Here is a 13839-nt window from a genome sequence, read left to right as displayed (position 1 = left end):
ACGATACGGACACCTCCAGACATGATCAAGGGGTTTGCACCTTTCGGTGCAAACCCCTTGATCACTGTGTCACCGCCGGATCAGGCGCGCGGCTTCTCCCGCATCTCGAAGGTCTCGATGATGTCGCCGACCTGGACGTTGTTGAAACCGCCCAGCGTCAGACCACACTCGAAGCCCTCGCGGACCTCCGTCGCGTCGTCCTTGAACCGCTTCAGGGAGTTGACCGTGAGGTTGTCCGCCACGACCGCCCCATCCCGCAGCAGCCGCGCCTTGGCGTTGCGGCGGATGATGCCCGACCGGACGATGCAGCCGGCGATGTTGCCGACCTTGGACGAGCGGAACACGTCGCGGATCTCCGCGGAGCCCAGCTCGACCTCCTCGTACTCCGGCTTGAGCAGCCCCTTGAGCGCGGCGTCGATCTCCTCGATGGCCTGGTAGATGACGGTGTAGTACCGGATCTCCACGCCCTCGCGGTCGGCCATCTCGCGGACCTTGTTGGCGGCCCGCACGTTGAAGCCGATGATCGTGACCGCCTCGGACGAGGCGCTCGCGAGCATGACGTCGCTCTCGGTGATCGCACCCACGCCCCGGTGGATGATCCGCAGCTGGACCTCCTCCGGGATGTCGAGGTTGAACAGCGCGTCCTCGAGGGCCTCCACGGAACCGGAGACGTCGCCCTTGAGCACCAGGTTGAGCGAGGTCTTCTCGCCCTCCTTGAGCTGCTCCATGAGCGTCTCGAGGGTGGCCCGGCCACGGGAGTTGGCGAATGCCGCCGCCCGTCGCCGCGCCTGTCGCTGCTCGGCGATCTGGCGCACCGTGCGGTCGTCTTCGGCCGCCAGGAAGGTGTCACCTGCACCCGGCACCGCGGTCAGACCGAGCACCATGACCGGACGCGCCGGCCCGGCCTCGTCGACCGGCTTGCCGTTCTCGTCGAGCATCGCCCGGACCCGGCCGTGCGCCCCACCGGCGACGATCGAGTCGCCCGCCCGCAGGGTGCCCTTCTGCACCAGCACCGTCGCCACCGCACCGCGGCCCTTGTCCAGGTGCGCCTCGATCGCCACACCCTGCGCCGGCCCGTCGATCGGAGCGGTCAGCTCCAGCGACGCGTCGGCGGTCAGCAGGACGGCCTCGAGCAGGTCCTCGATGCCGATGCCCGGCTTCGCGGCCACGTTGACGAACATGGTGTCGCCGCCGTACTCCTCGGCGACCAGTCCGTACTCGGTCAGCTGCTGGCGGACCTTGTCCGGGTTGGCCTCCGGCTTGTCGACCTTGTTGACCGCGACCACGATCGGCACGTCCGCCGCCTTGGCGTGGTTGAGCGCCTCGATGGTCTGCGGCATCACGCCGTCGTCGGCCGCCACCACCAGGATCACGATGTCGGTCACCTGGGCACCACGGGCACGCATGGCGGTGAACGCCTCGTGACCCGGGGTGTCGATGAACGTGACCGCCCGGTCCTCGCCCTCGTGCGGGACGCGGACCTGGTACGCGCCGATGTGCTGGGTGATGCCACCCGCCTCGCCGGCCACGACGTTCGCCTTGCGGATCGCGTCGAGCAGCTTGGTCTTACCGTGGTCGACGTGACCCATGACGGTCACCACCGGCGCACGGCTGACCAGGCGGTCCTCCGCGACCTCGGCGTCGAGGTCGATGTTGAACTGCGCGAGCAGCTCGCGGTCCTCGTCCTCCGGGCTGACGATCTGCACGTTGAAGCCGAGGTGCTCACCCAGCAGCAGCAGGGTGTCGTCAGAGCAGGACTGGGTCGCGGTGACCATCTCGCCCAGGTTGAACATCTCCTGGACCAGCGAACCCGGGTTGGCGTTGATCTTGTCGGCGAAGTCCGACAGCGAGGCGCCACGGGAGAGCCGGACGACCTGACCCTGACCCCGGGGAGCACCCGAGCTCATGGTCGGGGCCGACAGGTTGTCAAACTCCTGTCTGCGCTGCTTCTTGGACTTGCGACCACGGGTCGGCTTGCCCCCCGGACGCCCGAAGGCACCCGCGGCGCCGCCGCCACGGCCACGACCGCCGCCACCCGGGCGACCGGCGCCACCGGCCGGGGCACCCGGACGGAAGCCACCACCGGCACCGCCGCCGGGGCCGCCGCGGTAACCACCGCCGCCACCGGCACCGCCGCCGGGGCCGCCGCGGTAACCACCGCCGCCACCGGCACCGCCACCACCACCACCGGGACCGCCACGGAATCCGCCGCCGCCACCGGGGCGACCGGCGCCGCCGCCGGGACGACCGGCGCCGGGGCCGCCGGGGCGACCGGGGCGCTGGCTCGGCATGGAGGCCGGGCTGGGCCGGGGCGGCATGGAGGCCGGGCTGGGCCGGGGCGGCATCGAGGCCGGGCTCGGCCGCGGGCCACCCGCGCCGGCGGCCGGCGGCCGCTGCTGGCCGCCCTGGATGCCGAACGGGTTGTTGCCGGCGCCGCGCGCCGGCGGGCGACCACCCGGCCGGGCACCCGGACCCGGGGTCGGCCCGCCGGGACGACCGGCGGCCGGCGCACCCGGTCGGGGCGGCATCGCGCCCGGACCCGGTCGCGGACCGGGACGGGCGCCACCCTCCGCCGGGGGCTCCCGGCGAACGGTCTCCCGCTGCTGCTGGCGGGCGGCCTGCGCGGCCTTGACCGCAGCCTCCTGCTCAGCCTTGAGGGCGGCGGCGCGCGCCTCGGCGGCCGCCACCTCGATGTCGTGGGCGCTCGCCGGCTTGGCCACCGGGGTCGCCGGCTGCGGCGGACCGGGGACCGGGCCCTTGGGCTTCGGGCCGGGGGTCGGCGCGGCCGGCCGCCGCGGCGGCATCGGCTTGGCCGAAACTCGGGGGGCGCCCGGGGTCGGGGTCGGCGTCGGGGTCGGCGTCGGCGCCGGAGCCGGCGCGGACGCCGGCGGGGCGGCCGGAGCCGGCGAACCGGCGGAGGCCACGAAAGCGCCGCGCAGCCGTCGGGCGACGGGCGCCTCGACGGTGCTGGACGCGGACTTGACGAACTCGCCCATTTCCTTCAGCTTGGCGAGAACGGTCTTGCTCTCGACCCCGAGCTCCTTTGCAAGCTCGTGTACGCGGGCCTTACCTGCCACTGCACTCCTCACTCCGAGGTCGTGCGGGCAGCACCCGCAGCGACCTCACTCGTGCACTTGAAGCCTGGTCATTTCAGGGACTTCATCGTGTGCTCATGTTGGTCGTCCTACCTTGCTAGCGATCCCTCGTCCGGTCGGGCTGACCGGACGTAGAGGTTGGCGCGTCAATGTGCTCCGCAAGCTCACCATGATCGATGATCCCGGTGATGCGCAGTGCCCGCCCGAAGGCGCGGCGCCGCACCGCCTGCGCGAAGCAGGCCGGATCAGGGTGCATGTATGCCCCCCGACCCGGCAGTCTGCGGCCCGGATCGGGCCGGAGGCTGTGACCAGCCTCGTCGCCGACCGCGGCAATCCGCAGCAGTTCGCTGGCCGGCGCACGTCTCCGGCAACCCACACAGGTGCGCACCGGTTGCGCGCGTCGTACCACCGGAAAGTCTACCCCTAGCTACTCGAGACCGCGCCGCCCGGCTCCGGGACGTGATCAGCTCCGCCCCGGCCGGCCGCGCCGCTCTGCTCCGCGTCGGAGCGGATGTCGATCCGCCAACCGGTCAGTCGGGCAGCAAGCCGGGCATTCTGCCCTTCCCGGCCGATCGCCAGAGAGAGCTGGAAGTCCGGCACGGTAACCCGGGCCGTCCGGCTGGCCAGGTCGACCACCTCGACCCGCAGCGCCTTGGCCGGGGACAGGGCGTTTCCGACGAAGGTCGCCGGATCGTCCGACCAGTCGATAATGTCGATTTTCTCACCGTGCAGCTCGCTCATCACCGCCCGCACGCGCTGACCCATCGGGCCGATGCAGGCGCCCTTGGCGTTGACGCCCGGGGTGGTGGAGCGGACTGCGATCTTCGTACGGTGACCCGCCTCACGGGCGATCGCGGCGATCTCGACCGTCCCGTCGGCGATCTCCGGCACCTCGAGCGCGAAGAGCTTCTTCACCAGCGCGGGGTGCGATCTGGACAACGTGATCTGGGGGCCGCGCATTCCCTTGGCCACGTGCACCACGACGCAGCGGATCCGCTCGCCGTGCGCGTACCGCTCGCCGGGGACCTGCTCGGACTGCGGCAGGACGCCCTCCAGCTTGCCCAGGTCGACGGTGACGATGCCCTTCTCGGCCCGCGCCTCGTGCGCCTGCACCACGCCGGTGACCAGGTCACCCTCGCGGCCCACGTACTCGCCGAGGTGCACCTCGTCGGTGGCCTCCCGCAGCCGCTGGAGGATCACCTGCTTCGCCGTCATGGCGGCGATCCGGCCGAAGTCGTGCGGGGTGTCGTCCCACTCCCGCACCACGGCGCCCTCGTCGTCCAGTTCCTGCGCGTAGACCGAGGCGGCCCCGGTCTTCCGGTCGATCTCCACCCGGGCGTGCGGCTCGGCGCCCTCGGTGTGCCGGTAGGCGGTCAGCAGTGCGGTCTCGATCGCCGAGAGGATCGTGTCGAACGGGATCTCCCGCTCGCGCTCGAGTGCGCGCAGCGCCGCGAGGTCGATGTTCACCTCTCCTCGTCCTCCACATCTTCATCGTCGATGTCGTCAGTGTCGTCCTCGAACTCGTCGGCGTCCGCCACCTCGTCGAGGCGGCTGAACTCCACCTGCACCCGACCGGGGCCGAGTTCGGCGTAGCGGTGTTCCGCACGGCCGGCGTCCGTCTCCAGCGTCACGCGCTCGTCGTCGGCGGCGACCACCCGCCCGGTGAGCTGCCGGTCCCCGGCAGGCTGCCCAGCCGCGCCCCGCACGGTCACCTTGACCAGCCGGCCGACGTTGCGCCGCCAGTGCCGGGGCAGGGTGAGCGGCCGGTCGACGCCCGGGGAACTCACCTCGAGCTGGTACTCCCCCGCGACGATGTCGCCGCCGGACTCCTCCGCGGCGTCCAGCGCCGCGGAGACCGCCCGGGAGACCTCCGCGACGGCGTCCAGGTTGATCCCGCCGTCGGCATCCACGATCACGCGTACGACGTGCCGCCGGCCGGCCCGGGAGACGGAGAGGTCCTCCAGGTCGTAGCCGGCCTCGGTCACCACCGGCTCGATCACCTCGCGCAGGCGCTCGCGCCGGGCGCCGAGGTCACCGCCGCGCTGGGCGCCGACCCGTTCCCCGCCACGGGGGCCGCCGGTCCGCCGGGGTCGACCCGACGGCCCCGTCGACCGGGTGGCGCGGCCACGCTGCGTCATCTGCCTTCTCCTGATCGAACTCCGGGCCCGATCGGCCCGCCATGCCGGCACGCCACCGGGGCGGTCGCGCCCGGTGGCTGCGCAGAGCGTAACGCGCGGGCGGGGCAACAGACCCGGCGGCGCACCGACGCCAGTGGCCCACGCCGGGCCACGGATGGTGTTGACTTGTCCAGGTGGCCACGGGCATGACGACACAGCGCGACCGAGCAGCGGGACATTCCCGGCGAAAGGTGCTGCGCGCCGGAGCGCTGGTGGCGCTCGGCGGCGCGGCCGTGCCACTCGCCGGCTGTGATCTCTTCGACCGGAACAACGAGCCACCGCCCCCCGACCCGCTGGAGCCCCTCGCGGCCGAGTCGGCCGAGCTGGCCGCCCGGCACCGGGCCGCCATCGCCGCCGTCCCGGGCCTGGCCGACCGGCTCACCCCGATCGCCGACGCCCACCAGGCGCACGCCGGCGAGCTGCGCCGGGTGATCGGACGCAAGGTGTCCTCCGGCGCCCCGGCCGGCACGCCGACCGCGGCGGCGACCGATCCCGACGAGGTGCTGGCCGCGCTCCGCGAGGCGGAGCAACAGGGTCGGGAGAACGCGGCGAAGGCGTGCGCGGCGGCGCCGGCCGAGCGGGCCGCGCTGCTCGGCTCGATCGCCGCCGCCCGGGCGACCCATGTGGAGGCGCTGAAGTGATCCCCCGCACCGCACCGTCCGGGGCCGCCGGGGCCCTCGCCGCGGCCCTCAGCGCGGAGTACGCGGCGATCTGGGCCTACGGCCCCATCGGCGTACGCCTCACCGACGCCGCCCGGACGGCCGCCCGCGCCGCCGAGGCGGCCCACCGGGCCCGCCGCGACGCCCTGGTCCTGCAGCTCAGCTCCGGCGGCGGTCAGGTCCCCGCCGACCGGGCCGGGTACGCGCTGCCCTACCCGGTGACCGACCGGGCGAGCGCAGTCAAGCTGGCGATCGAGATCGAGGAGCGGACGGCCGGGTTCTGGCGGGCGGCCCTGCCGCAAACCACCGGGGCCGACCGCAACCGGGCGTTGGCCGCGCTGACCGACTGCGCGCTGCGGGCGACCCGCTGGCGGCGCACCGCCGGCGTGACCCCGCTCACCGTTCCCTTCCCCGGCCGCCCGGCCTGAGCCGCCCCGACCGACGTGACCTGGTCACGCCCCACTCGTTCCGTTTGCGGCCCACATACCAGGTATGCATACTCCGTGGCATGTCCATCCGTCACGGACTGCTCGCCCTGCTTGAACGCGGCCGGATGTACGGCTACCAGCTGCGCGCCGCGTTCGAGGAGTCGACCGGCTCGACCTGGCCGCTGAACATCGGGCAGGTCTACACGACCCTCTCCCGGCTGGAACGCGACGGCCTGGTCCGGCCGCTGCCGGAGAACGAGAGCGGGCAGCGGCCGTACGAGATCACCGACGCCGGACGAGCGGAGCTGGCGCTCTGGTTCGCCACCCCGATCAGCCGGGCCGACCGGCCCCGCGACCAGCTCGCGATCAAGCTGGCCCTGGCGCTGACCACGCCGGGCGTCGACGTCCGCTCGGTGCTGCAGACCCAGCGCGGCGCCAGCATGCGCGCGTTGCAGGAGTTGACCCGGATGAAGTACGCCAGCGACGGGCCGGAGGACCTGCCCTGGCGGCTGGTGCTGGACGCGATGGTCTTCCAGGCCGAGGCGGAGATCCGTTGGCTCGACCACTGCGAGACGAGCCTCGTCCGGGCCGGGCCCGACCCGTCCTGACCCGGGACACGGGCGCGGCACGTCGGCGTGGCGGACGGTCCTGATTAGGGTGGTGAGCGGCGGATGGTCCGCGCTGCGCCGGTCCCGACCGGGCAGCGACGCCCCGGGCCGCCGGCGCCCCGGTGGCCCCGTCGTCGGACGGAGGTGGCCCGTGGACGGAAGCGGCGTGGAGGTGGAGACCGACCCGCACCTGGACGACCCACGGTGGAGGGTCGCCGAGCGGGTGGCGGAGGGGGCGCTGCGGCGGTTCCCGGCCGAGATCCTCGCCGTCGCGGTGCACGGCCCGCTGGCCCACGGCGACGACGACGGAGGCGGGGACGGCGAGATCGGGCTGCTGCTGGCCACCTACCGGCCGGGCACCGGCCCGATGCCGTCCACCCGCCGGGTGGACGGGGTGCTGGTCGACCTGACCGTCGCGGGCGCGGACGACTACCTGCGGCAGGCCCGAACGATCACATCGCTCTGGCCGCTGGCCGCCGACCGGTACGTCACCACCCGCGCGCTGCACGACCCGACCGGCTGGCTGCGCAGCCTGCGCGACGAGCACCTGGCGCGGCTGGCCCGGGCCCGGCCGGCCGAGTTCAGCGCGGCCGCCCGGCAGGCGTGGTACCGGGGCAGCGCCGCGCACGCCCGGGCCACCCGGCTCGCCGAGTGGTACGAGACCGACCAGGCGCTGCTCATGCTCGGCGAGGCACGGCTGGCGGCGGCCACGGTGCAGGGGCTGCTCAGCCGCACCTACTTCCGCGATCCCGGGGACGCCGTCCGGCGTACCGGGCTGGCCGGCGCGGACATGACCGAGGTTGGCGCGGTCCTGGCCCGGCAGGCCGAGGAGCTGGCCGCCCGTGGCCGCCCGGTCGACGGCACCGTCGACGACCTCCTCGACGGCTGACGCCTCCGCCGCCCCCACGGATCGCACTGTTTCAAGGAACGAGTGGCTATCCGACGCGGAATGGCCACGCTTCCGGGAAATGCGCGGGACGGCGGTGCGGCAGGGAGGGTCAGCTGACCCCGCCCTGGACGCCGATCAGGGCGCCCACCAGGTACGTCGCGGCGGCGGCCGCCGCGCCCAGGAGGAGCTGCCGCAGCCCGCTGGACCACCACCGGCGATTGGTGAACCGGGCGACGATCGCCCCGGCCACGAAGAGCCCCACCCCGCCGACGCCGAGCGCCAGCCAGAGGCTGGTGAAGCCGAGCAGGTAGGTCAGCAGCGGAACCAGGGCGCCGAGGGAGAAGCACAGGAACGAGGAGATCGCCGCCGCCCACGGGCTCGGCTGCTCGTCCGGGTCGACGCCCAGCTCCTCCCGGACGTGCATGCGCAGCGCCTCCTCCGGGTTGCGCCGCACCGCCTCGGCCACCTGCACGGCCAGGTCTCGGGGCAGGCCGCGGGCGACCCACGTCTCGGCCAGTTCCCGGGCCTCCGCCTCAGGATGCCGCTCCAGCTCGCGCCGCTCCTTGGCCACCTCGGCGGCGACCTGCTCGTTGGCCGACCGGACGCTGGTGTACTCCCCCAGGCCCATCGAGATGGCGCCGGCGACCAGGCCGGCCGCGCCGGTGAGGACGATGCTGCGCGGGGAGACACCACCACCGCCGACGCCCGCGATCAGGGCGATGTTGGTGACCAGTCCGTCCATCGCGCCGAACACGGCCGGTCGCAGCCAGCCGCCGGCCACGTCCGCGTGGTGCGCCTCGCGCAGCGCCGCCGGGGTCTCGGTCACGGCAGGGTGAGGATCTCGTAGCCGTCGTCGGTCACGACGATGGTGTGCTCGAACTGGGCCGTCCACCTCCGGTCCTTGGTGACCACCGTCCAGCCGTCGTCCCACATGTCGTACTGGTAGGTGCCCAGGGTGATCATCGGCTCGATGGTGAACGTCATCCCCGGCTCCATCACGTCGGTCGGACGGGGGCTGTCATAGTGCGGCACGTACAGACCGCTGTGGAAGGACTCGCCAATGCCGTGACCGGTGAAGTCGCGGACCACGCCATAGCCGAACCGCTTGGCGTACGACTCGATCACCCGGCCGATCACGTTGATCTGCCGGCCCGGGGCGACCGCCTTGATGCCCCGCATCATCGCCTCGTGGGTCCGCTCGACCAGCAGCCGGGCCTCCTCGCTCACCTCGCCCACGCAGAAGGTGGCGTCGGTGTCCCCGTGCACCCCGCCGATGTACGCGGTGACGTCGACGTTGATGATGTCGCCGTCCTCGAGCACCGTCGAGTCGGGGATGCCGTGGCAGATCACCTCGTTGAGGCTGGTGCAGCAGGACTTCGGGAAGCCCTTGTAGCCCAGCGTCGACGGGTATGCGCCGTGGTCGCACAGGAACTCGTGCACCACCCGGTCGATCTCGTCGGTGGTCACCCCCGGCTTGCAGTGCTCCCCGGCGAGCTGGGTGGCCTGGGCGGCGAGCCGGCCGGCGATCCGCATCTTCTCGATGGTCTCCGGCGTCTGCACATGCGAGCCGCGCCACTCCTGGGGGCGCTTCTTGCCCACGTACTCCGGCCTGGGGATGTGGGCTGGCACCGGTCGCCACGGGGAGAGCGTGCCTGGGGTCAGCGGCGCACGGACGGTCATGTCGACACCCTATCGCCGAGGGCCGGGTGGGCCCCGCCACAGCCCGCTCCCGCGGACTGTTGCCGGGCCGGGCCGGCTGTGCGATTGTGGCTGCGTGGATCAAGCGGGTGCACCTCCCGTCTTCTCCGCGACTTCGGAGGTCGACGGTGATCAGCTCCACGTGGTGGTGACCGGCGAGGTCGACATGGCCACCGCCGACAGCATGCTCCAGACCGCCCTCGCCGAGCCCGCCGGGCACGTGACGCTCGACCTGCGGGCGGTCACGTTCTTCGACTCGGCGGCCATCCACGCGGTGGTCCGGCTGGCCCAGCGCTACCCCGGCGCGCTGACCGTGCTGCCGTCCCGGCAGGTCCACCGCGTGCTGGAGATCTCCGGTCTAGGCGAGCAGGACTGGCTTCGCACGGCCTGAGCCGACCGGGTCAGTCCTGGAGCTGCCGGCGCAGCGTCACCTCGGTGCCGTCGGCGCTACGCCGCACCGTCAACTCGCCGAGCGCCTTGATCAGCGCCAGCCCACGCCCCCGGAAGCCCGAGCCGGTGGACTCCCGCCACCGCCCACTGTCGCGGACCGTGGCGGTCACCGTGCGGTCCTCGATCGTCACCTCGACGCTGATCACCGGCTCGGTCGGCGAGACCGGGTGCTCGATGGCGTTCGCGGCAGCCTCGGAGATCGCCACGGTGAGGTCGAACAGGTCGTCCTCGCCGATCTGGTGGGCGGCGAGGAAATCGTCCAGCCGCTTGCGCAGCACGCTGAGTCGGGTCGGGTCGGCCGGCAGCCGTAGCACGAACCGGTTCAGCTCGGTCGCCTCCAGGGCCAGCACGGCCACGTCGTCATGCCGGGGCCGGCTGGCGACCCGCTCGACCACCGCGTCGACCAGATCGGCCACGTGCGCTCCCCGGGTCGTCGCGTCCGCATGCAGCTGGCCGAGCGCCGCGTCGATGCCGAGCTGGCGGTCCTCGATGAGACCGTCGGTGTAGAGCAGCAACCGACCGCCGGGGGACAGCTCGCCCTCGACGGTCCGGTACGACGGCTGCGCGATGGCCCCGACGGGCGGTCCGAGGGCCCGATCGTGCAGCAACGCCACCTCATCCTCGCGGATCAGCAGGGGTGACGGATGACCGGCGCTGGCGTACCGCAGCCGGCGGGTGCGCGGGGAGAACCAGAGACAGAGCACGGTGGTGAAGGAGCCGCCCTCGGTGGAGCGGACCAGCCGGTTCAGCCGGGTCAGGGCCTGACCCGGGTCGAAGCCCTCCAGGACGTACGCCCGCAGCGCGTTGCGCAGCTGGCCCATCGCGGCGGCCGCCCGGACGCCCTTGCCCACCACGTCGCCGATCACCAGCACGAGCGCGTCGTCGGCGACCCCGATCACGTCGTACCAGTCGCCGCCCACCTCGACGTCCGCGCTGCCGGGCAGGTAGCGGCTGGCCACCACCGCGCCGGGCAGCTGCGGCAGGGTGCGCGGCAGCAGGCTGTGCTGGAGGGTGGTGGCGATCCGGTGCTCGGCCTCATAGAGCCGGGCGTTCTCCAGCCGTACGCCGACCAGGCGGGCCAGCTCGGTCAGCGCGGCCCGCTCGGTGCCGTCGCCGTCGCGGCGCCAGACCCGCAGCTCGCCGAGCTGCTCGCCGCTCGTGCCGGTCAACGGCAGCACCACCGACGGGTCGACCGGGGCTTCGCCGCCGCCGTCCGCCTCGTGGCGGGCGCCGGTGGCGGTGACCACCACCCGGGCCGCCTCGGCCAGACCGAGCGCGTGCCGGGCGGCGACCTGCACCACCTCGGCCGTGGACCGGGCGGTGTTGATCGCCACCGCCGCGTCGGCCAGCGCGCGGAGCCGGCGGATGATCTGGCCGCGCAGCTGGCCGAGCTCCACGTTGGCCCGGACCCGGGCGATCAGCTCCTGGCTGGAGAAGGGCTTGGTCAGGTAGTCGTCGGCGCCGGCCGAGAGCCCGGCGACCGCCTCGGCCGAGCCGGCCCGGGCGGAGAGCAGCACGATCGGCACGTGCCGGGTACGCGGGTCGGCCCGGAGCGCGGTGACCAGCCCGAAGCCGTCCAGCCGGGGCATCATCACGTCGGTCAGCACCAGGTCGAACGGGGACTCGACGGCCAGCCGGAGCGCCGCCACGCCGTCCGGCACGGCGACCACCTCGTACCCGGGGGCGAGCAGGCGGCTGACGTGTTCGCGCAGGTCGGCGTTGTCGTCGGCGAGCAGGATCCGGCCGGCGCCGACGGGTGCGTCGACCGGTTCCGGCAGCGGACCGGGGGTCTCCACCTGGTCGGTCCAGAGCGCGGTCTCGGCGACGTAGAGGCGGGCCTGCTCCGGCTCGGTCAGCGGCACCGGAGCGAGGGTGGCCACCCGGTCGGCGGGCAGGTGCACGTACCCGAACGGTACGGTGACGGTGAAGGTGCTGCCCTCGTCCAGTCGGCTGCGGGCCTCGACCGTGCCAATGTGCATCTCGACCAGCTCGCGGACCAGGGCGAGCCCGATCCCGGTCCCCTCGTGGGTGCGGGAACGCACGCCGGGCACCCGGTGGAACCGCTCGAAGACGTGCGCCAGCTCCTCCGGCACGATGCCGACGCCGGTGTCGGTCACCTCCAGCCGGGCGGCGCCGTCGGCGGCCCGGACCCGGACCCGGATCTCGCCGTCGAAGGTGAACTTGACCGCGTTCGACACCAGGTTGAGGACGATCTTCTCCCACATGTCCCGGTCGACGTAGACCGGCGCGGGCAGCGGTGGGCAGTCGACCACCAGGCGCAGCCCGGCGCGGTCGGTCGCGGAGCGGAAGGTGCTGGCCAGTCGGGAGGTGTAGTCGGCCAGGTCGGTGGGCTGGAAGCGGGCGGCCAGTCGGCCGGACTCGAGGCGGGAGAAGTCGAGGACGGTGTTGACCAGCTTGACCAGGCGCAGCGCATTACGGTGCATCACGGCCAGCCGCTCGGTGTCCGCGGCCGACAGCCCGGGGACGGCGAGCATGTCCTCCAGCGGGCCGAGGACCAGGGTCAGCGGGGTGCGGAATTCGTGGCTGACGTTGGCGAAGAAGTTGGCCTTGGCCCGGTTCAGCGCGGCCAGCTCCGCGGCCCGCGCGCGTTCCTGCTCGTACGCCCGCTGCTTGCCGACCGCGCGGGAGATCTGGGCCGCCACCAGGTCGACGAAGTCGCGGTATTCGTCGGTGAGCGGAAGCCGGCGGGCCAGGCCCACCACGAGCGCGCCGGCGGCCTCCTTCGTCGCGCTGATCGGCAGCACCAGCGCCTGTTCGGCCGCGTCCGGCGGCACCGCGCCGAGCAGGTCGGCCACCGGCAGCGTCCCGTCGCCGTCCGCGGCCCCGCCGGAGGCGATCCGGGCCAGCAGCTCCGGCGGTACGTCGATGACCTGCCCGGGATCGACGCCGTTGCATCCGGCCAGCGCCGGCCTGCCGTCCTCGTCATGCAGCCAGAGGAGGCTGAACGGCAGGTCCGCCCGGTGTCCGTCGAGCACCTGGGCCGCGGCCCGGCCCAGCTCCAGCGTGCTCTGCACGTCGGCGAGCCGGGTGCCCAGCTCGGCCAGGGCCCGCATCCGGCGCTCGCCGAGCACCCGGCCCGTGGTCTCGTTGACGACGCAGAAGACGCCGTTGACGGTGCCGTCGGCGTCGCGGATGGGGTCGTACGAGACGTCGAAGTAGACGTCCTCCAGGAAGCCGTGCCGGTCGATGACGAAGGGGTGGTTCTCGCCGCGGTAGGGCTCGCCGGTGCGGCGGACCCCGTCCAGCAACGGCCCGAGGACGTCCCAGGTCTCGACCCAGTGCTCGCGGGCCGGCTGCCCGATCACCGCCGGGTGCTTTGCCCCGATGGTCGGCAGGTAGGCGTCGTTGTAGAAGGTGCGGTGCTCGTCGCCCCAGAACATCGCGATCTGGGCCCCGGAGGAGAGCATCATGCTGACGGCGTGGCAGAGCGCGGGCGGCCAGCTCTCCGGCCCGCCGAGCCGGGTGGCGGGCCAGTCGAAGCGGCGCAGCCGCTCACCCATCTCGCCGCCCGCCGCGAAGGCCGCCGCCAGCAGCGGTGGGAGCTCCGCCTCGCCGGTCCCCGAGGACGAACGACATCCGTCCTCGCCCCGTTGGGCCGAACTCATGCAGCCTCCCGCACCGGCCATGTCCACGACGGCCGACAAAGCTCGCCGACCATCCCGCCCTAGTACCCGGACGGACGAGCGACGTAACGCGTTCGCGCGGCCGGTCGCTGGTTACCTACGCCTCATCCTGGCGTAACCCAGATCCACAGCGGTACGTCGAGAATGTGATGTGTGCAACAGGTCCCGCTCGCCCCGGGGCACCGGACGCC

General features: G+C 73.3%; 11 protein-coding genes and 1 pseudogene. 5 read left to right on the top strand and 7 right to left on the bottom strand.

Annotated elements, in window-relative coordinates; genetic code table 11:
* Positions 1 to 80: 80 nt before the first annotated feature.
* The 4 genes and pseudogenes from infB to rimP all read right to left on the bottom strand — a co-directional run bounded on the left by infB (position 81) and on the right by rimP (position 5233).
* Complete coding sequence (gene infB, locus GA0070624_RS11705) at positions 81 to 3077, bottom strand: translation initiation factor IF-2 (protein ID WP_091340216.1); 2997 nt, start codon at positions 3075 to 3077, stop codon at positions 81 to 83.
* A 93-nt stretch (positions 3078 to 3170) separates the two neighbouring features.
* Positions 3171 to 3504, bottom strand: a pseudogene (locus tag GA0070624_RS11700) (YlxR family protein).
* A gap of 14 nt (positions 3505 to 3518) precedes the next feature.
* A complete protein-coding gene (gene nusA / locus GA0070624_RS11695; RefSeq protein ID WP_091340209.1) occupies positions 3519 to 4562 on the bottom strand; it encodes a transcription termination factor NusA in 1044 nt (347 codons plus the stop codon).
* Entirely contained in the window at positions 4559 to 5233 is a 675-nt protein-coding gene (rimP, locus tag GA0070624_RS11690; protein WP_091340206.1) for a ribosome maturation factor RimP, read from the bottom strand. The genes nusA and rimP overlap by 4 nt, the downstream gene beginning before the upstream one ends.
* A gap of 230 nt (positions 5234 to 5463) precedes the next feature.
* Between rimP and GA0070624_RS11685 the strand changes: the two genes are divergently transcribed.
* The 4 genes from GA0070624_RS11685 (at position 5464) to GA0070624_RS11670 (ending at position 7856) form a co-directional block, all read left to right on the top strand.
* On the top strand, positions 5464 to 5913 hold the full coding sequence (locus GA0070624_RS11685) for a hypothetical protein (RefSeq protein WP_176732007.1): 450 nt from the start codon (positions 5464 to 5466) through the stop codon (positions 5911 to 5913).
* On the top strand, positions 5910 to 6359 hold the full coding sequence (locus tag GA0070624_RS11680) for a ferritin-like domain-containing protein (protein ID WP_091340202.1): 450 nt from the start codon (positions 5910 to 5912) through the stop codon (positions 6357 to 6359). The genes GA0070624_RS11685 and GA0070624_RS11680 overlap by 4 nt, the downstream gene beginning before the upstream one ends.
* Positions 6360 to 6439: 80 nt before the next feature.
* Positions 6440 to 6967 carry a PadR family transcriptional regulator gene (locus GA0070624_RS11675; protein WP_091340199.1) on the top strand — a complete coding sequence of 176 codons (528 nt, stop codon included), beginning with the start codon at positions 6440 to 6442 and terminating at the stop codon, positions 6965 to 6967.
* 151 nt (positions 6968 to 7118) lie between these two features.
* On the top strand, positions 7119 to 7856 hold the full coding sequence (locus tag GA0070624_RS11670) for a nucleotidyltransferase domain-containing protein (RefSeq protein ID WP_245718749.1): 738 nt from the start codon (positions 7119 to 7121) through the stop codon (positions 7854 to 7856).
* Positions 7857 to 7965: 109 nt separating this feature from the next.
* Here GA0070624_RS11670 and GA0070624_RS11665 read toward each other — a convergent pair whose 3' ends face one another.
* Positions 7966 to 8682, bottom strand: a complete 717-nt coding sequence (locus GA0070624_RS11665) for a VIT1/CCC1 transporter family protein (RefSeq protein WP_091340193.1) — start codon at positions 8680 to 8682, stop codon at positions 7966 to 7968.
* Positions 8679 to 9536 (bottom strand): type I methionyl aminopeptidase, encoded by an 858-nt coding sequence (gene map / locus GA0070624_RS11660; protein WP_091340189.1) that lies wholly within the window; start codon positions 9534 to 9536, stop codon positions 8679 to 8681. The genes GA0070624_RS11665 and map overlap by 4 nt, the downstream gene beginning before the upstream one ends.
* A gap of 94 nt (positions 9537 to 9630) precedes the next feature.
* On the opposite strand from map, the gene GA0070624_RS11655 reads away from it, so the two are divergent.
* Complete coding sequence (locus GA0070624_RS11655; protein ID WP_245718748.1) at positions 9631 to 9945, top strand: STAS domain-containing protein; 315 nt, start codon at positions 9631 to 9633, stop codon at positions 9943 to 9945.
* Positions 9946 to 9955: 10 nt separating this feature from the next.
* Here GA0070624_RS11655 and GA0070624_RS11650 read toward each other — a convergent pair whose 3' ends face one another.
* Positions 9956 to 13630, bottom strand: a complete 3675-nt coding sequence (locus tag GA0070624_RS11650; protein WP_091340182.1) for a SpoIIE family protein phosphatase — start codon at positions 13628 to 13630, stop codon at positions 9956 to 9958.
* Positions 13631 to 13839 lie beyond the last annotated feature (209 nt).

Source organism: Micromonospora rhizosphaerae (assembly GCF_900091465.1).
Lineage (GTDB): Bacteria > Actinomycetota > Actinomycetes > Mycobacteriales > Micromonosporaceae > Micromonospora > Micromonospora rhizosphaerae.
The sequence above is the reverse complement of the archived record's forward strand: the minus strand, read 5'-3'. Positions and strand labels throughout refer to the sequence as shown.

Coding starts and splice junctions, on each gene's coding strand:
- rimP (WP_091340206.1), bottom strand. CDS start 5,233: ATGACGCAGCGTGGCCGCGCCACCCGGTCGACGGGGCCGTCGGGTCGA.
- GA0070624_RS11675 (WP_091340199.1), top strand. CDS start 6,440: ATGTCCATCCGTCACGGACTGCTCGCCCTGCTTGAACGCGGCCGGATG.
- map (WP_091340189.1), bottom strand. CDS start 9,536: ATGACCGTCCGTGCGCCGCTGACCCCAGGCACGCTCTCCCCGTGGCGA.
- GA0070624_RS11650 (WP_091340182.1), bottom strand. CDS start 13,630: ATGAGTTCGGCCCAACGGGGCGAGGACGGATGTCGTTCGTCCTCGGGG.